This is a genomic window from Streptomyces sp. AA4, assembly GCF_000158875.1.
In the GTDB taxonomy this organism is placed as follows: Bacteria; Actinomycetota; Actinomycetes; order Mycobacteriales; family Pseudonocardiaceae; genus Amycolatopsis.
The window spans coordinates 2,694,944-2,713,457 of the sequence record NZ_GG657746.1 but is presented as its reverse complement, the minus strand read 5'-3'; the positions used below and the strand labels follow the sequence as shown (position 1 = coordinate 2,713,457).

The window sequence follows — 18,514 nt, the reverse complement described above, 5'->3', positions numbered from 1 at the left end:
ATCGCGGGCGCGCAGGCTCAAGCTACGCCCAGTTTCAGCAAAGGCCAACCGGTTGACCTTTGCTGAGGACGGTGCGAAGCTAAGCCGGTGGACTTCGCGATACCGCCTGAACTCGCCCTGTTCGTCGACTCGGTCCGACAGTTCCGGGAGAAGGAGCTGATGCCGCTCGAGCCGGCTTTCCTGCGCGACGGCCGGCTGACTGCCGAGACCCGGACCGCGCTGGAAGAGACCGGGCGGCGCAAGGGATTCTGGGCGCTCGAGGCACCCGAGGAGTACGGCGGTCAGGGCATCGGAATGCTCGCGACCTGCCTGGTGTCCGAAGAGCTGTTCAAGCACCCGGCGATGTTCGAATTCGGCGGCAGTCCCGAACCCGTGCTGTACGAGTGCTCCGACGAGCAGAAGCAGCGTTTCCTCTTTCCGGTCATCAAGGAAAACCTCCGTTGCTGCTATGCCTTCACCGAGCCGGGCGGCGGGTCCGACGTGGCCGCGATCCGGACGACCGCGGAGCGGAAAGGCGACACCTGGGTCATCAACGGCGTCAAGACGTTCATCTCCTACGCCGAACGCGCCGGCTTCGTCATTCTTTTCGCGACCACCGACCGCGCACGGGGCGCGAAGGGGGTGACCTGTTTCCTCGTCGAGAAGGGAACCCCCGGATTCAGCTTGTCCCGCCCGATCCCGACGATGGGCGACGATTGGGAGCCGCACCAGCTGACGTTCGAAGATTGCGTGATCCCGGACGCCAACCGGCTGGGTCCAGTCGGCGGCGGCTGGAAGCTCGCTGTCGAGCAGCTGACGCACGGCCGCCTGAAGATCGCGGCCTACCAGCTCGGCATCGCACAGCGCTGCCTTGACATCGCCGTTGAATGGGCCAGAAACCGGACCACCTGGGGCAAGCCGATCGCGTCCAGGCAGGCAGTGCAATGGATGGTCGCTGACTCAGCGACCGAGCTCGATGCCGCGCGGCTGCTCACCTATCGCGCCGCGTGGCTTTACGACCAGGGCAAGCGCAGCGAGACCGAGGCATTCATGGCCAAGCTGTACGCGACCGAGATGGCGCAGCGAGTCACCGACCGGTGCTTGCAGATCCTCGGCGGCCTGGGCTACAGCAAGGAACTTCCGATCCAGAGTTTCTACCGGCAGGTGCGCGTGTGGCGGATCGGCCACGGCACGTCCGAGATCCATCGATGGATGATCGCCCGCGACCTGCTCGGCTCCGCGGCACGAGACTGAGGAGAAATCATGGACGTCGTCGGGAACCGGACGCTGAGCGACCTCCTGACCGAACGCGGACGGCGGTTCGGCGGCAAGAACTTCCTGACCTTCGTGGATCGCGACCGCTCCGTCAGCGAATACACCTACACCGACTTCGTCGAACGCGTCCAGCGCGTGGCCGCGGGCTTCGCCGCGTCCGGTATCGGGAACGGCGACAAAGTCGTCGTCCATCTGCCCAACTGTCCCGAGTTCCTCTTCTCCTGGTTCGGCCTCGCCTGGCTGGGAGCGGTCACCGTCCCGTCGAACGTCGCCAACACCGCGGCCGAGTTGGACCACGTCGTGTCCTTCTCCGACGCCACCGCCGTGATCACCACGGCAGAGTATGCCGCGCTGCTCGACCAGGTCACCGCAGGCAAACCGGCCATCCGGACCCGGCTGCTCGCCGGCGATCCGGTGCTCCGCTCCGGATGGGTGCCGTTCACGGAACTTCTGGACCACGGACTCGCCGCCGCGAATGCGGAGGTCGGTTCCGACGATCTTGCCGAATTGCTGTTCACCTCAGGGACGACTGCCCGGCCGAAGGCCGTCATGCTCACCCATGCCAACTGTCTCTCCGCCGGCGAGAGGGAATGGCGGGCACTCGGCCTGGACCCCGCCGACCGCTGCCTTACCGCGCTGCCGGCATTCCATGTCAACGCACAGACGCTCACGATCTTGTCCGCACTCACGGTGGGAGCAAGCTGCGTACTGCTCGCCGAGTATCGCGCGAGCAGATTCTGGGAGCAGGTGCGCGAACACCGCGCCACTGCGCTTTCCCTGGTCGCTATGCAAGTCCGCACGCTGCTCGCCCAGCCGCCCGGTGCCGCCGACCGCAACCACTCGGTGCGTCGGGTGATGTTCGCGATCAACGTGCTCGACGACGAGAAGGACGCGTTCGAACGACGGTTCGGCGTCGAACTCATCAACGGCTACGGGCTGTCGGAAGCGATGACGATCGTGACGATCGCGCCGGTTCACGGCGAGAAGCGGTGGCCGTCGATCGGGCTGCCCGCTCCGGATCGGCGGGTGCGCATTGTCGACGAGCGCGGAGCCGACGTCGGGACCGGCGTCGTCGGCGAACTCATCGTCGGCGGCGTTCCCGGGCGCAATCTCATGCTGGGCTACTACAAGGACCCCGTTGCGACAGCGGAAGCCCTGCGGGATGGCTGGCTCCATACCGGAGACAACGCCTATGCGGACAAGCTCGGCTACGTCTACTTCTTCGACCGCCGCAAGGACGTGATCAAGGTCGCCGGCGAAAACGTCTCCGCGAGCGAGGTCGAGCGGGTATTGCTCACCCACCCTGGCGTGGCCGAAGCGGCCGTCGTCGCGGCGTCGCACGCTATTCGTGACGAAGTGCCCGTAGCGTTCGTCGTCAGCGCTCCGGGCAGTGCGCCAACGGCTGCGGCGCTCATCGAATACTGTGCGCAGCACCTGGCGAAGTTCAAGGTGCCCGCAGAAGTGACGATCATGGATGCGCTTCCGAAGACCTCGGTCGGCAAGATCGAGAAACGGTCTTTGCGCCAGCAGCCCGACGCTGCGAGGGCACTCCGATGACCGCGATGACCGCCCACTACCACCGTCTGCGGGACGAGCTGGGCAAGGTGTGCAGCGCTGACCTCGGCGTCCTGACGCAACGCGACATGGACAGGTTCTCCATCGCCGCCTGGTCACCGCACAGTCAGGCGGCCACCGCGCCGCCGCTCTTTCTCAGCTCGGTCATGGGGTGGGGCGCGGGCCCGCCCGAGGAGGAACTCGACACCGACGGAACGTCGAGTTCGGACACTCGCGGACTGGCTCTGACCGGCGTGCGGCTGATGGGCGCGGGCCAGAACCTGGAATTCCACGCCCCCGTCCGCGAAGGCACCCGGGTAACCGCGCGCACCAGCCTCCGGGACATCGAGCTGAAGCGGGGCCGGACCGGCCAGCTGCTCGTGCTTTCCATCGAGCGGCAGTTCACCGACGAGCACAGCCAGTTGCTGGTCACCTGCCAGGAAACGTTCATCGCACGCTGAGGAGCCCCATGACGAGATCGCGGACAGCATCGACGCGCCGGTTCGAAGCCGGAGCGCCGGTCGCGCCCTACACCGTCCGGCCCACCACCGTGCAGCTCTTCCGCTTCAGCGCGGCCACCTGGAATGCACACCGGATCCATTACGACGAAGCGTATGCCCGCAGCGAGGGGTACCCGGGGGTGCTGGTGCAGTCCCACCTCCACGGCTGTTTCTTGGCCAATGCTCTCCTCGAGTGGGCAGGACCGGACGCCATGCTGAGGTCGCTGAGCTGGCGGAATCGCCATGCGGCAATCGCAGGCGACGTTCTGACGGTCACCGGCCACGTGATGTCAGCTGAGACCGACGGAGCCGAAATGCTCGTCGAGGTGGAAATCGCCGAACGCGACCAGCGCGGTGCCCTGTGCGTATCCGGGCACGCAGTCGTCCGGGTGCCGGGACAAGCAGGTGCGCAATGAAGCTGCGTCTCTACCGGACGATGTCCCTGATCCGGCAGTTCGAGACCGCCGCGTCCCGGCTGATGGCATCCGGCGAGCTGGCCGGCTTCCTGCATCTGTCGATCGGGCAAGAGGCAGTCGCGGCGGGTGTCTGCGACGCGCTGGACCGCGACGACTACCTCACGACGACGCATCGCGGACACGGACACTGCCTCGCGAAGGGCGCGAACGTCCGGCAGATGATGGCGGAACTGTTCGCCCGCGCCGGCGGCTATTGCGGCGGGCGGTCGGGCTCGATGCATGTCGCCGACCCGGCGCTGGGGATCCTCGGCGCCAATGCCATCGTCGGAGCGGGAGTGCCCATCGCGCTCGGCGGCGCTTTCTCGGCCCAAGTGCTGGGGGATGCCCGGATCGCGGTGACGTTCTTCGGAGAAGGCGCGGTCGCCGAGGGCGTGGTCCACGAGTCGTTCAACATCGCGGCACTGTCGAAGCTGCCGATCGTCTTCGTATGCGAGAACAACGGTTACGCCGAAATGACACCGGTCGAGACTCACCTGCGCGCCGCATCTGTCACCGAATACGCGCGTCCCCACCGGATGCCGGCAGAAAGCGTGGACGGCAACGACGTGCTCGCGGTCCGGGACGCGGCGCGGCGGGCAGTGGAACGAGCGCGAGCCGGAGAGGGGCCGACGCTGCTGGAATGCCGCACCTACCGCTGGCACGGCCATTTCGAAGGAGACGCCCAGGGCTACCGGAACGCCGAGGAAGTCGACCAGTGGAGGACGCGGGATCCGCTCCTTGTCCTGCGCGCGCACCTGGACGGCACCGGTGACCAGCTGGACGCTATTGACCGTGCCTGCGCGGACGAGGTCGCTGACGCCATCGCGTGGGCCCGAGTCCAGCCTGACGCTTCTCCTGACTCACTGACCGCACACGTCTACCGCTCGAAGGAGGTCGTCGCATGACGCGCCGCAAGTACTGGCAGGCGATCAACGACGCGCTGCGCGAAGAACTCGCTCGCGACGAACGCGTCGTGCTGTTCGGCGAAGACGTGGGTGCACCCGGCGGCCCGTTCGGTGCGACCAAAGGACTGTTCGACGAATTCGGGCCGGTCCGGGTCCGGGACACCCCGATCAGCGAGGCGGCGTTCACCGGCATGGCAGTCGGTTCAGCAATGGCCGGACTGCGCCCCGTCGTCGAGATCATGTTCCTCGATTTCCTGCCGCTGGCGCTGGACCAGCTGGCCAACCAGGCGGCCAAAACCTGCTACCTGTCGATGGGCCATTACTCGGTGCCTCTCACCCTGCGCACCATGTGCGGGGCGCATCTGGGCGCCGGGCCTCAGCATTCGCAGAATCTCGAAGCGTGGCCGGCGTCGGTGCCCGGGCTCAAGGTCGTGTGGGGCGGGACCCCTGCCGACGCCAAGGGACTCCTGAAGTCCGCCGTCCGCGACCCCGATCCCGTTGTCGTCATCGAAAGCGCGGGGCTCTGGTCGGCCCGCGGCGACGTACCCGACGACCCCGACCACGTGGTTCCGCTCGGCGAAGCCGCGATCCGCACTCCCGGCACGGACGTCACCCTGGCGTGTTGGGGCGGCATGGTTCCCCGCGCCGACGCCGCCGCAGCCGCGCTCGCTGAAGACGGCATCAGCGTCGAGGTGCTCGACCTTCGCACTCTGCTGCCGATGGACTCCGCCCGGATCCTCGCCTCGGTCGCCGCAACCGGCCGTTTGGTGGTCGCCCAGGACGCGACCGGCCCGGGCAGCGTCGGCAGCGACGTCATCCGGATCGTGGCCACGCAAGGATTCGGGTCGCTGCGCACCGCGCCCGAACTCGTGACGCCGCCCTTCGCACCAGTGCCATTCCCGCCGTCGCTCGCACAGGCGTATTTCCCGCAGGAGAGCGAGATCGTCGCCGCGGTCCGCCGCGTCATGTCGAAGGAGACCGTCGTCGCATGAGTGAAATCGTGGTGCCCAAGTGGGGCTTGACCGTCGAAGAAGTCACGATCCTGGAGTGGTACAAGAAGCCGGGCGACCCGGTGGCTGCCGACGAACCGGTCTGCCTCGTCGAGACGGACAAGGTGACCCAGGAGATCGTCAGCCAGGTCGACGGCACCGTCCTCGAACTGCTCGCGGAGGACGGCGACGAGGTCCCGATCGGCCAGCCCATCGCGAAACTCGGTCCCTGAAAAGGGAATCAGTCCGCCGCGTTCCGAACGTGAAGGGGTCCAAGGCTGTCGCATCACGGATCGCCACGGGTGCCTCGCCAGCTCTATAACTGGCTAAGTGACCTACGCCTCTGCTGTTCACGACGGACCACGCGCCCCCGGCCTGTACACCTACAGCCCCAGGGTCAGCTCTTGGACGGTGCGCGCGGACAAGCCTGTTTCCTACGAGATCCGTTTCCGCCCCGATGTTCTCGCGCCTGATCACCCCGACCTCGCGTCCGCCGGCGGCACGGTCGCCGGTGCGCGCCGCCGCATCGTCGTCATCGACGAGAACGTAGACCTGCGCTACGGCGACCGTGTCCGGAAGTACTTCAAGCATCACGAAATCGACGCGACGATCACTGCGATCCCCGCCGACGAAACAGTGAAAAACTGTGACACGGCGACACAAGTGATCCGGGACATCGACAGGTTCGGCATCGCCCGGCGCACCGAGCCGATCATCGCCATCGGCGGCGGCGTGCTGATGGACGTCGTCGGCATGGTCAGCAGCCTCTACCGCCGGGGAACCCCGTTCATCCGGGTGCCGACCACGCTGATCGGCTTGGTCGACGCCGGCGTCGGGGTAAAGACCGGCGTCAATTTCGACGGGCACAAGAACCGGCTCGGCACCTACCACCCGGCAGACCTCACGCTGCTGGACACCTCGTTTCTCGCGACACTCGATCATCGCCACATCAGCAACGGCCTCGCCGAGATCCTCAAGATGGCGCTGATCAAGGACGCGCGGTTGTTCGCGCTGCTCGAGCGATCCGGTTCCCGTTTGCTGGCCGGGAAATTCCAGGACGACAGCGGTGAAGGCGTCGAGGTGCTCACCCGCGCGATCCACGGGATGCTGGACGAACTGCAGCCCAATCTGTGGGAAGCGAAGCTGGAACGCGCAGTCGACTACGGACACACATTCAGCCCCACCGTCGAAATGCGCGCGCTGCCGGAACTTCTGCACGGCGAAGCGGTCTGCATCGACATGGCGATGACAACGCTGATCGCCTGGGACCGCGACCTGTTGAGCACCGAACAGCGCGACCGCATCTTCTCGGTCATGCGCAAGCTCCAGCTGCCCACCTGGGATCCGGTACTCGAGCCGGACTTGCTGACGAACGCACTGCGCGAAACGGTCCGGCACCGCGACGGCAAGCAACGCCTCCCCCTGCCGCGAGGTATCGGCGACGTCGTGTTCGTCAACGACGTCACTCCGCGGGAGATCGAACTCGCGCTCGTCCGGCAGCGCGATCTCGGCACCAGCCACGCCGACCTGAGGGGAGGACCCCACGGCAATGGCCACCAACACCCCACGCCTCTTCGTGGCCGCGGCGAGTGAGAGTGAAGGCTTCCGCAGGACGGTCACCGTCGCGCTCGCCCACCTCGGCAGCGGAGACCGGCGCGTGACCAAACAGGCCGCCGTCGTCAGCGCGGCAGAACATTCGTGGCCGGACACCTTCGCGACACTGGCGGCTCGTGCCAACGCGTTCCTCGACGAGGCAGTGCCGGCAGCTGAAATCGAGCTTGTCCTTGCCCCGCGGATCGACGAGCTGACCGGGGAACTCGGCCGGCGTCTGACCGCTCGCGAAAGCACAGACGACGGACCGAAGCCTTGGACGGACGCGGACACCGTGCTCTTCCTCATCGACGCACGGACGGCAGCACCCGGCGACGACGTCAACGCCCGGCTCGAAGCGGCGCTGCACTCGCTCGACCGTCTGCAGCAGAAGACCGGGCTGGGACTTTCGCCGTACTCTGTGCTCGTCTACGACGACCACGACGAAAGCGCCGTGTATTCGCACGCCGGCTGCACCGCACGCAAGACCCCCGACGAAGCATGGGTGCTCGCAGTCGATGCGATCCGTGCATTCGCCGACCTGGTACAGCTGCGGCACGCCAACGCACGCGCAGTCCTGCCGCAGACGGAAGTCCCGGCGACTCTCGCAACAGCCTTGACCGACTTCCTCACCGACGAGTCCGGCGAGAAATGGGGACTGCACTTCTTCACCGGCTCGATCGTGTCCAAGGTGATCCAGGATGCGACGACGATTGCCCGTCGCGCAGGCAATCCAGTGCTGCGGGGCCCTAGCGAACACAGTCTCGCCTGCGGCGCGCTCGCACGCTGGCAGCTGCGGGAAGCCCCTTTCCTGATGGTCATGACGGCGGGCATGGTGGACGAACTTCGCGGCACGCTCGCGAACCTGCGCGACTCACAAGCCCGCGGCTTCATCGTGATCGGCGAAACCGAACCTGGGCAATGGCAGCCCTTCCAGGGAACCGTCCACGACCACGAGGACGCCCGCGCGGTGTTCGCCGCCCGGCGAGTTCCGTGCATCCACCTGACAGATCCCGCCCGGATCTCGCAAGACCTGCAGGCCGCGTTTCGTGCTTACCACCAGCGAAGCGGCCCGGTGGTGCTGCTGGCCTCGCCAACCGTTCTTGCCCACGCCGGCGGAGTGGAGCTGCCGAAGCCGACGTCCGGCGTCGCTCGCCCCCAGGTCTGCGAAGATACCGTTGATGCCATCGCGCGCATCGTCAACACCGAGCAGAGTGTGCTGGTCTGGCAATGCGGGCATCTCGCCGAGCCCGAACGCGAACTTGTCCATCGCCTGGCGCGCCTCGCCGGAATCGCGCTCACCGATTCTCTCGGCCGTCCGGGCACCGTCGCCCGTTTCCATCGCGGCAAAGCAGTGAAGGAGTACCTCGGCACGCTGAGCCTCTACGGATCTTCGCCGGCAGTGTGGCGGCTTTTGCACCCGTCCGGCAAGTCCCTGGGCTACGACGAGCACGCGATCTTCTTCCTGAAGAGTCGGATCCCCGACCTGGCGACGCCGTTCAGCGAGAAGGCGCTCTTCACCCGGTTACGGGTCGTCCAGGTCACCGACACGCCGCGGCACATCGCGCCGTTCACCGACCTGCCGGTCGTCGAGGACCTGCACTCCTTTCTCGTCCGGTTGAGCCGGCGCGTAGCTCCCGACGCGGAGGTCGTCCGGTTCCGGCGAGAGGCGATAGCCGCGGCGCTCTCCGCTCCTCCGGACCCGTTGCGCGACGTCCCCACCATGCCGATGACGCACGAGTACTTCTTCACCCAGCTCAACGGGGTGCTCGAAAACCTGATCCAGCACAACGGATATCGCTACACCGGGTTCTATGACGTCGGCCGCGGCGGCGTCTCCGCGGTGCGCAACCTCTCGAGAACGGGCGAAGGGCTGTCCGGCTGGTACGGCCGCGCGCTCATGGGCGATGCCTTGCTCGGCATCCCGGCATTGGCACTCAGCGAACAGGGAAACATCCTCGCGTTCATCGGCGACGGGGCCGCCGCATTGGTGCCGTCCTTCCTCCCGAGTCTTGCCCAGCAACTGCGGTACGAGTCCGGCCGAGTCGACGGCAACGTCACCATCTTCACACTGCTCAACGGCGGGTTCTCGATCATCCGCTCCTACCGCGAACTCCAGCACGCGACAACTGCCGACGCGCAGATGTCGCTGCTCACCCAGGTGGAGGGCGGCTGGAAACAGCAATGGGGCGGCACGACCGTCACCCATGAGCGGCTGACGACCATGAATGCCGAGCGGATGAAGGAACGGCTGCTCGCTCCGGCCACCGTCAACCTCGTCTCGGTGTACCTGGCGCACGAGAACGAGGGCGACAGCGTCATGCCGGCGTCCCGCAAAAACTGGCGGATGCCGTGACCGTCCGCGACAACGGGAGGTAACCGCGTGGATTTCGAAATCCCCAGCGAACTCGCGCTGTTCGTCGACGGCGTGCGGCAGTTCCGCGAGCGCGAGCTGATGCCGCTCGAGCCGGACTTCCTGCGCGACGGCCGATTCAGCACCGACCAACGGGCGGAGCTCGAGAACCGGGCCCGCCGGCAAGGTTTCTGGGCCCTCGACGTACCCGTCGATTACGGCGGCCAAGGCCTGAGCACTCTCGGCACCTGCCTGGTTGCCGAGGAGTTGTTCAAGCACCCCGCCATGTTCGAGTTCGGCGGCAGCCCCGAGCCGGTGCTCTACCACGGAACCGATGACCAGAAGGAACGCTACCTCCACCCGATCGTCAAAGAAGACAAGCGCTGCTGCTACGCCTTCACCGAACCCAGCGGCGGATCCGACGTGGCAGCAATGCGCACGACCGCGGCCCGCAAGGGCGACGACTGGATCATCAACGGGACGAAGACGTTCATCTCGCACGCCGAACGGGCCGACTTCGTGATCCTCTTCGCCACCACCGACCGCACGCTGGGTGCTCGGGGGGTAACGTGCTTCCTGGTCGACATCGACACTCCCGGATTCACCCTGTCCCGCCCGATCCCGACAATGGGCGACGACTGGGAGCCGTTCGAGCTGGCCTTCGACCACTGCGTCGTCCCGGACGCCAACCGTCTGGGCGACGTCGGCGGAGGCTGGGCATTGGCCAATGACCAGCTCACCCACGGCCGCCTCAAAATCGCCGCATACCAGCTCGGCATCGCCGAACGGTGCCTCGACATCGCCGTGGAATGGGCGAAGCAGCGGGTCACCTGGGGCAAGCCCCTGGCAAGCCGGCAGGCAGTGCAGTGGATGCTGGCCGATTCGGCGACAGAGCTGGAAGCCGCACGATGGCTCGTGTACCGCGCCGCCTGGCTGGCCGACGAAGGCCGCCCGGTCAAAACCGAGGCATTCAAGGCAAAGCTCTGCGCCACCGAGATGGCCCAACGCGTCACCGACCGCTGCCTGCAGATCCTCGGCGGCCTGGGTTACAGCAAGGAACTCCCGATCCAGAGCTTCTACCGGCAGGTCCGGGTGTGGCGCATCGGGCACGGCACCGCGGAAATCCACCGGTGGATGATCGCGCGAGATCTTCTTGCATGAACGATCCCCCAGCGAGTTCCCTATTCCGCACCCAACAGGCCAAAAATCTAAACGTCACCAAGAAGGGCAGCAATGGCAGTCGAACGACACCTTGATTTCGTCGAAGAAAAATGGAGGGACAAATATTTCGCACTTAGCCTTCGCTATCGCGGACAAATCAAACAAGAGCAGATGAAAACAGCATACGAGTCACTCTTCTCCCGTTACGCTATCATGCGCTCTATAATCGTAAACGAAGGAGACCGGGCGATTCTGAGACTTCCAGAAAACCACTTCCCAGAATATACATTCCTCCATGGAGGATCCGACCTACTTCGAAGCGAGCTACGTTATCAAACTCGTTCGCCCAACGGACTGTCACGGCTCATCATTGTCCAGGATGAAACTGGCGGACACATTGCCCTCCAGCAGAACCATGCAGTCTTCGATGGGCCGTCGACACAGCACCTTATTCGAGAACTCTGGAGGGCCTACACCAGAATAATTAGCGGACACAAGATATCATTCCTCAAAAAATCGAAGCTGACTCAGCCCCCTTCGAATTTCATGCTGGGAGTATGGAATGCGACCGATCGCATGATCCTCGAACTAGATGCACAGACTGCCAGCCCACTTCCCGAATATCACACCCCAATGACAATACATCGAACGACGCGGCTACCAGCGACGGCAACAGCCAATTTGATCAGCGCTTCACGCAAGCACAAGGTGTCACTGCATGGCATGATCTGCGGTGCGTTACTGAAGTCATTTAGTGCTGCACGCGAGAGTTCCGGCGCTGAAATCATGACTTGCTATTCTCAGGTCGACTTTCGAAATCGAGTAACGCCGCCAATCGGACCAGTCGACACCGCGCTCGTCGATTTCAAGCACCGGGTCGACATTGCAGTCGGACCGGAATCGACCTCTCTCGAACTCGCCAAAGAAGTCAAGAAATCCTTGCAGCAGGAGCTTCGTCGCCGGACAACGAATAGTAGTGCCGAGACGGCACTCCTCGCCGAAAACGCCCAGACCAGTCCGAGGGAAAGGACCTTGCAAGTTGGCAATGCGGGTCTCATTACACACTTTCAGACCCCACCCGACCTAGAAATACTGGAGCTTACCCTTCTCTCCGAGGTTGCGGTAAACGACACTATCCCGATAAACCACGCAGATTTCACAGCTTTCACCTTTGGCGATCGACTGTCGATCGATGTGCGATTTCCGTGCGATATTTTCAGCGAGGGCGACGCGCGAAAGATCGAGGATGCTTATGTCCATGAATTAGCAAATGCGCACCGATATTTGACCACTTGACGACCGCAATTCCCCGCACTAGCCACGTACGCAGAGAGATCCAAGCTTCTCAGCATAGCCAGGTGCACATAAATTCGCGAACTGGATCCGTCAGGCGATTCGCGACCCGGAAGACGAAGGCCAAGCAGTCTTGGCCCGCTCGAACAACGGCGGTCCTCCGACAAGTTCATGCGAGCGATGACATGCAACAAGTGATCCGTTGGAAACGCCATCGAGCGTAGGCCGTCTTGTGCGGCAGATGTCGATCACGTGCGGACATCGGAAGGCGAACGGACACCCCCCCGTTCCGGTCGTACGGACTCCGACTTCGACTCGGCGTCGGGCGATGCGCCGGCGCTGTTGTTCGTCCGGATCCGGGACAGGCGCTGCGTCGAGAAGGGACTGTGTATACGGATGACTTGGATGGTCATACACAGTCGCAGCATCGCCCTGCTCCATGATCCGGCCACGATAGAGAACGACGATCCGATGTGACAGATAGCGGACAACCGAGAGATCATGGGCGACAAACAAGTATGACAACCCCAGCTCTTGCTGAAGCTCGCGGAAAAGATTGAGAATTTGTGCCTGGACCGAGAGGTCCAGAGCGCTGACCGGCTCGTCGCAGATCACAAGTTTCGGATGGACCAACAGGGCACGGGCGATGGCAATCCGCTGGCGTTGCCCGCCCGAGAACTGGGCAGGATAGCAGGCAGCCGAGTCGGCAGAAAGGCCGACTCGTTCCAACATAGAGTTCACTCGTTCCGTGACAACAGCCGCTGGCAGAGCGCGGCCGCGCAGCGTTTCGGCCAGTGTCTGCCCGATCGTTCGCGTCGGGTTCAACGAACTGTAGGGATCTTGGAATACCACTTGCAGCTGCTGGCTCGCCTGCCTCCGGCGCCGATGGGAGGCTTGTGTCATTTCGACACCATCGAACAGGATCCGGCCGCGGGTAACCGGGGTGAGGCCGAGCACTGCGCGACCGATAGTGGTCTTCCCCGATCCTGATTCGCCAACCAGACCAACGGTTTCCCCCTTCGCGATCTCGAGGTCTACGTTATCGACCGCCAGCAAGGGCGGCCTGCTCCGACCGACGCGAAACTGTACGGTGAGTCCCTGCACGTCAAGTATGCGGTTGGGGATCTCGGCAGGCGTAGTTTCGTTGTTCATCGCACTCCAGCCCTTCGCAGCGTCCAGTCAGTTCAAGGCAATTCGCTCAGGCGGATGCACCGAGCCTGACGGTCCGGAGCTGGCCCTTCAAACGGGATCCACCGGTCTGCGCACGCCTCGGTCGCATAGCAGCAGCGAGCTTGAAAGTGGCAACCGGCAGGCCATTGCCCCGGTCGAGGCACGTCCCCTCTAATGGACGGAAGCACTGCCGTGGTGATCGCCCGATGCGGGTTCGCCGCAAGGAGCGCCCGTGTGTATGGATGTAAAGGTTCGTGGAACATCGGGCCGAGGGGGGCTTGCTCCACGATCTGCCCGGCGTACATGACCACAGCCCGAGTGCAGAGGTCAGCGACCACTCCCCAGTCATGAGTGATCATGAGGACCGCCATATCCCGCTGCACCTGGAATTCACGCAGCAGGTCCAGGATCTCCGCCTGGACGGTCACGTCCAGTGCCGTCGTTGCTTCGTCCGCGATGAGCAGCTTGGGCTCGCCGGCCAGCGCGCGGGCGATCGCCACCCGCTGCGCCATCCCTCCCGAGAGTTCGTGCGGATAGCGTCTCGCAACAGCCTCTGGGTCGGGCAAACGCACCTCGCGCAGAAGTTCAATGGCCCGTTCCCGCGCCCGCTGCGGCGACACACCCTGATGCTTTCGGACAGCCTCAGCCAACTGCCACCCGACCTGAAATCCAGGGGTCAGGCTGACCATGGGATCTTGCGATACCAGGCCGATCTGCCGTCCCCGCACCCGACGCAACTCTCGCTCACTGAGTTCCGCCAGATCCCGGCCGTCAAACCAAATCCGTCCAGCTTCTATCTGTCCGGCGCTGGGGAGCAGACCCATGACAGTCATCGCCACTGTCGTCTTTCCGCACCCGGACTCGCCGACGATGCCCAGCGCCTCGCCTCGCTCGATCTTCACGCTCACGTCTTCGAGTACTGCACTCGGCCCAAACCTGACGCAAAGGCCTTCAACCGCGAGCAGCGCCTCCTCGACTGGCAGGGACCTGCGCTCGCACGACGCTCGCCGCTCCCCGGACTGCCGTGCTTTCGGGCGTGAATGTCTTCCGAGGCGAGCAGAAGGTGACCAGCTTTCTGTCGTCGCTTCCAGAACCACGTCGCCGAGCACACCAAGCGCCAGAATAGTAAAGGCCACCATGATGCCAGGCGGCCATATCAGCCACGGTTGCAGCACGATGGCCTTTGCCCCGTCCGCGATCATTCCCCCCCAGCTAGGCGCTGGTGCCGGCACCACCAAATCCAGGAACCCCAGGCCACTTTGCACCAACAAGGCAACCCCGGCCAACAGAGATGCTTGGACGATCACGACACCGGAGATCCGGGGAAGTACATGCCTGGTGATGATGTACGACCGGGATAACCCGGACACCTGAGCGGCAGCGATGTACAGCTCCTCACGAACCGGCAAAGTGGCGGAACGCACGACCCGCATCAATCCCGGCGCCGCAAACACCCCTAGGGTGATCATTCCTGCAGCCATGCTCTGCGGGAACACAGACAACACAACGAGGACGACCACGATCCCAGGCATCGAGAAGGTCATGTCTGCCAACCAGCTGACGATCCGATCTAGCCAACCGCCGAAGTACCCCGCCATGAGCCCGAACGGCACGCCAAGTGCGAGCACGACGACCAGTGCCTCGACCACTCCCACAATCGTGACGCGCGTACCGACCAGCAGGCGCTCCAAGACGTCCCTGCCTAATGAGTCTGTACCAAGCCAATGGTTGCCGCTAGGAAGTTGAAGTGCAGCCAGCAAGTCACCAGCGTGCTCATCAGCGACGTGTGGAAACAACAAGGGTGCCACTACCGCGACGCCTGCTAGCAACGCTAAGTAGCTCAAACACGCAACCGCTAGAGGACGATGCAGAAGGTTCGGTGACCTGACGCTGCCGACGGGGACAGTCGGCGTAATTGTACGACCGTAGGCTCTTTTTAATCTAAATCCAGTAAAGTTCAACGGACACGCACCTTTGGGTTTAACCACGTGTACGCGAGGTCGATGATCAAATTGATCAACACAACGATGATTGTGTAGTAAACGACGACGCCCTGAACCATAGGCAGGTCGTGCCGGATCGAAGAGGTGACTGCGAGCGACCCGACGCCAGGTAATGCAAAAACAGATTCGATCACGACCGCGTCACCGAGTAGTCCAATAACTTGCACGCCCAGGACGGTGACAACCCGAATGGAGGCAGTCTTCAAGGCATGCCGAAAGAAGATCGACGACGGCGAGATCCCGTTCGCCCAAGCCATCCGGATACACTCGCTGCCCAACGCGTCAAGCATCGCTTCGCGGGTCTGTTTCGCTACCGCCGCAACTCCGCCCATTGACAACGCAGTCACAGGCAGAGCGAGGGACAGAAGCCAATCGCGAGGCGACTGCTCCAACTGCACGTAGCCAGTCGCCGGGAACCACCTCAACTGTACCGCAAAGAACATAATCAGCATCACACCCAACCAGAACGAAGGGATCGCAAATCCCGCCAGAGCGAAAGCGTCGACAGCCCGCCCCAGCAGACCACCGCGGACCGCGCTAAACACTCCAATGCTCACCCCTGCAACGAGCATGACCAGTAACGCGCCGAAAACGAGCCATAAAGTGACCGGAAGCCTGCTCGCAATCGAGGTCGTGACGTCCGGGCCATACAAGGACGTCCCGAGGTCGCCCGTAACGGCATGCCGGAACCAGTTCCAATACTGCTCGTAGATAGGCCGGTCGAGGCCAAGCTGGTGACGGAACCGGACGTAGTCGCTGGGCGATGCGTTCAACCCAAGGATTTGCCGTGCGGCGTCACCCGGCGTCAGTGAGACGAGCACGAAAGTCAAAGCAGTTACCACGAAAAGCAGCACGACAGCCAGCAGCATTCGGCGCACGACCAGTCGCACGGCAGGCGCGCACAGCATTGTCTCCATACGACGCCGCAGGGACGGCCCGGTCCGTCGGCCCACAGCCCCCGGCGTTGCAGGTGCGGCACCCCTCGCGACGTTCACTGCGGTGTCCATTTGATCGGGTTAGGGTGCAACATGTTGACGCTATACTCGACATTCTTGACCGCTGATGACGTGTACAGAATAGTCTCACTGGTGAAAATCGGAATCACCATAGCTTGCTCGGTGATACGTTCTGTCATCTTCTGCCAGTAGGGCGTCGGATCGGCGGCGACGTTCGCCTGTGCGGCCAGGCTTTCGAGTTCGCCATCCTTGACATGGAACGTGTTCATCGGAGCATCCGGCGATATCAACGTGGTATAAGAAATCGGCATCAAGGTCACCGACCACTCAGAATGAAGAACAGGCGTCGTGCCGCTAAATGCCTCCTGAACAAACTCTGAATCAGTGGTTGCCGCCTTGACATCAAGTTTTATCCCAACTTTACCCAAATCTCTGGCGATTGCCTGTGCACCTTGTTCACCGTTCACACCTTGAGCAACGGAAGTTACGACTTTCAGGGTAAATCCATTAGAATACCCTGCTTCAGCAAGAAGCGCGCGGGCCTTCTCCGGGTCAAATGAATAGTAATTTCGATATTTTTCAGCCCACCCATCGATGGTGACCAGCGCTGACGTCGGCCGGCCGTACTTTCGGACGAGAGCCCGAGTGATAGTCTCACGGTCGATCGAGTAATTTATCGCCTGCCGAACGCGTACATCCTTCAATTGCGGCGCAAGCCGCCCAGCAAGATCTTCAATGAACATCGCGTTGATCGAATTGGGTGCCCGAACGAGGCCCAGACCAGCTTTCTCGGCAGCATCAGCGGTGCCTAGGCTTCCATACGCCACGTCAAGCTGGCCAGTCATGGCCGCCTGCAGCATCGCAGTATCATCGGGGATGATTCGGACCGTTACCTTACCGTATTTGATGGCAGATTGGTCGTAATAGTTCCTATTTGGAACAAACGAATAATGATCGTTGGCAACCGTGCCAGCTGGGTCGAGAACATAAGGCCCAGCTCCCGCCGGTACCGTGTCGAGGGCAGATGGCGTCGCCAACCCCTGAGGCGATATCACAGATCCCGCTGGCACCTGGTCGGACAAGAGGAATGGCAATATCGGATTTCCCTCGGCCAAATACAGAAGCACAGTCTCGCCGGAGGTGGCCTCAACTTTGTCAATTTTTCCGATATTACTTGCCAGTGGACTGTTCTTTAAGAAATATTCCAGCGAAGCTTTTACTGATCGAGCATCCACCACCTCACCGTTGGCAAACTTGACACCCTGCCGAAGAGTCAGCTCGAACTGCCGGTTTCCGGATCCGAGAAAACGCCACGACGACGCCAAGCCGGGCGCAAACGAGCCGTTCGGATTTCTGCGAATCAGCGAGTCGTAAGCAAGAACACGCAGCACGTTTCCTGGACTGTGTTGCGCCTTACCTGGATTAAGCGTGCTGCCCGCATCAGGAAGCCCTATTCTCAATTCCTCGGAATCGCGTTGCCCCGAACCTTCCTTTCGCCCGCACCCCGCCACAGCCAGGATCACGGAAGAGCATGCTCCAGCCAGAACAACTCGCCTGCCTACCGACGCCATTGACGTGCTCCTCTACTGCGTCACTCAGTCACCGAATCGGCTACCCACTCGCTTTCCACAGAAAACCGGTCGAACTCCAAACCTGCTATCAGCATGGAAAAATCGTCCTCAGTATCGCAAATAGCATCTTCGTCAAGCTTTCCGAGGTCTTTCCAGCAGTCGGCACCACGCCAGGTCCGCGGGTTTCTCCCGACCGGCCATGCCGCAGATTTGAGGACGACATGCCGGTGAAGACTCGGCAACCGTCGAACATTGGGGACATGGATATCAAAGTAGTAACGATCTATATTGGATATTTCCCGACCATCCGGAATATGCCATGTTCCACGATCGACAACATAGTTAAATGTTTCGCTATTCGTTCGCGACAACTTCTCCTCTGCCCGATATTCTTCAACGATATCAAATACGTCGGTCTGCAATCCGGAGATTGACAACAGGAACCCGCCCGCCAAAATCGACTTCCACTCATCCGAAGCCATCGCATCATCTAGATCTGCATAACTGTCGAACCATAGGTCCTCCCCTCGCCACACCCGTGGCTTATCCGAATGAATACCCAGAAGGCCCGGGAGGAGATCATCGACTGGAATTGCCTTTAATACGACATGCCGGCGCAGTCTGGGAAGTCGCCGGATACCGGGCACGTAAACGTCGAGGTAGTAGCGATCGATCGCGTCCGGAAGTTCGCCATCAGGAATATGCCAGGTGTTACTTAGCTTGATCATGGTTCCCCTTATCGGTACGGTGACTCGCAGCT

At 62.8% G+C, this 18,514-nt stretch carries 16 protein-coding genes; 11 read left to right on the top strand and 5 right to left on the bottom strand.

The features are described from left to right. Positions 1-87: 87 nt before the first annotated feature. From SSMG_RS12675 to SSMG_RS43380, 11 genes are all read left to right on the top strand, one after another. On the top strand, positions 88-1,233 hold the full coding sequence (locus SSMG_RS12675) for an acyl-CoA dehydrogenase family protein (protein ID WP_009076291.1): 1,146 nt from the start codon (positions 88-90) through the stop codon (positions 1,231-1,233). Between the two features lie 9 nt (positions 1,234-1,242). Continuing rightward, positions 1,243-2,811, top strand: a complete 1,569-nt coding sequence (locus tag SSMG_RS12670; protein ID WP_009076289.1) for an AMP-binding protein — start codon at positions 1,243-1,245, stop codon at positions 2,809-2,811. A 5-nt stretch (positions 2,812-2,816) separates the two neighbouring features. Continuing rightward, positions 2,817-3,269 carry a MaoC family dehydratase N-terminal domain-containing protein gene (locus tag SSMG_RS42325; protein ID WP_158688020.1) on the top strand — a complete coding sequence of 151 codons (453 nt, stop codon included), beginning with the start codon at positions 2,817-2,819 and terminating at the stop codon, positions 3,267-3,269. A gap of 8 nt (positions 3,270-3,277) precedes the next feature. Then, positions 3,278-3,724, top strand: a complete 447-nt coding sequence (locus SSMG_RS12660; RefSeq protein WP_009076286.1) for a MaoC family dehydratase N-terminal domain-containing protein — start codon at positions 3,278-3,280, stop codon at positions 3,722-3,724. Continuing rightward, positions 3,721-4,668: a thiamine pyrophosphate-dependent dehydrogenase E1 component subunit alpha gene (locus SSMG_RS12655; RefSeq protein WP_009076284.1), complete on the top strand. Its 948-nt coding sequence runs from the start codon at positions 3,721-3,723 to the stop codon at positions 4,666-4,668. Before SSMG_RS12660 ends, SSMG_RS12655 begins: the two co-directional genes overlap by 4 nt. Continuing rightward, positions 4,665-5,660 (top strand): alpha-ketoacid dehydrogenase subunit beta, encoded by a 996-nt coding sequence (locus SSMG_RS12650; RefSeq protein WP_009076282.1) that lies wholly within the window; start codon positions 4,665-4,667, stop codon positions 5,658-5,660. Before SSMG_RS12655 ends, SSMG_RS12650 begins: the two co-directional genes overlap by 4 nt. Further along, positions 5,657-5,890 carry a lipoyl domain-containing protein gene (locus tag SSMG_RS12645; protein ID WP_037713502.1) on the top strand — a complete coding sequence of 78 codons (234 nt, stop codon included), beginning with the start codon at positions 5,657-5,659 and terminating at the stop codon, positions 5,888-5,890. Before SSMG_RS12650 ends, SSMG_RS12645 begins: the two co-directional genes overlap by 4 nt. A 97-nt stretch (positions 5,891-5,987) precedes the next feature. After that, positions 5,988-7,250: a sedoheptulose 7-phosphate cyclase gene (locus tag SSMG_RS12640; RefSeq protein ID WP_009076280.1), complete on the top strand. Its 1,263-nt coding sequence runs from the start codon at positions 5,988-5,990 to the stop codon at positions 7,248-7,250. Further along, complete coding sequence (locus tag SSMG_RS12635) at positions 7,207-9,603, top strand: hypothetical protein (RefSeq protein ID WP_009076279.1); 2,397 nt, start codon at positions 7,207-7,209, stop codon at positions 9,601-9,603. The genes SSMG_RS12640 and SSMG_RS12635 overlap by 44 nt, the downstream gene beginning before the upstream one ends. A 27-nt stretch (positions 9,604-9,630) precedes the next feature. Further along, positions 9,631-10,761, top strand: a complete 1,131-nt coding sequence (locus SSMG_RS12630; RefSeq protein ID WP_009076277.1) for an acyl-CoA dehydrogenase family protein — start codon at positions 9,631-9,633, stop codon at positions 10,759-10,761. A 72-nt stretch (positions 10,762-10,833) separates the two neighbouring features. Then, positions 10,834-12,057 carry a hypothetical protein gene (locus SSMG_RS43380; protein ID WP_078560773.1) on the top strand — a complete coding sequence of 408 codons (1,224 nt, stop codon included), beginning with the start codon at positions 10,834-10,836 and terminating at the stop codon, positions 12,055-12,057. A 90-nt stretch (positions 12,058-12,147) separates the two neighbouring features. Here SSMG_RS43380 and SSMG_RS43375 read toward each other — a convergent pair whose 3' ends face one another. The 5 genes from SSMG_RS43375 to SSMG_RS45330 form a co-directional block, all read right to left on the bottom strand. Then, entirely contained in the window at positions 12,148-13,206 is a 1,059-nt protein-coding gene (locus tag SSMG_RS43375; protein ID WP_078560771.1) for an ABC transporter ATP-binding protein, read from the bottom strand. Between the two features lie 32 nt (positions 13,207-13,238). Beyond that, complete coding sequence (locus tag SSMG_RS46105; RefSeq protein ID WP_199841131.1) at positions 13,239-14,915, bottom strand: dipeptide/oligopeptide/nickel ABC transporter permease/ATP-binding protein; 1,677 nt, start codon at positions 14,913-14,915, stop codon at positions 13,239-13,241. A gap of 266 nt (positions 14,916-15,181) precedes the next feature. Then, a complete protein-coding gene (locus SSMG_RS12620) occupies positions 15,182-16,135 on the bottom strand; it encodes an ABC transporter permease (RefSeq protein ID WP_037717044.1) in 954 nt (317 codons plus the stop codon). A gap of 83 nt (positions 16,136-16,218) precedes the next feature. Then, positions 16,219-17,706, bottom strand: a complete 1,488-nt coding sequence (locus tag SSMG_RS43370; RefSeq protein ID WP_158688019.1) for an ABC transporter substrate-binding protein — start codon at positions 17,704-17,706, stop codon at positions 16,219-16,221. Between the two features lie 68 nt (positions 17,707-17,774). Continuing rightward, positions 17,775-18,482 carry a hypothetical protein gene (locus SSMG_RS45330; RefSeq protein ID WP_009076266.1) on the bottom strand — a complete coding sequence of 236 codons (708 nt, stop codon included), beginning with the start codon at positions 18,480-18,482 and terminating at the stop codon, positions 17,775-17,777. Positions 18,483-18,514: the final 32 nt, after the last annotated feature.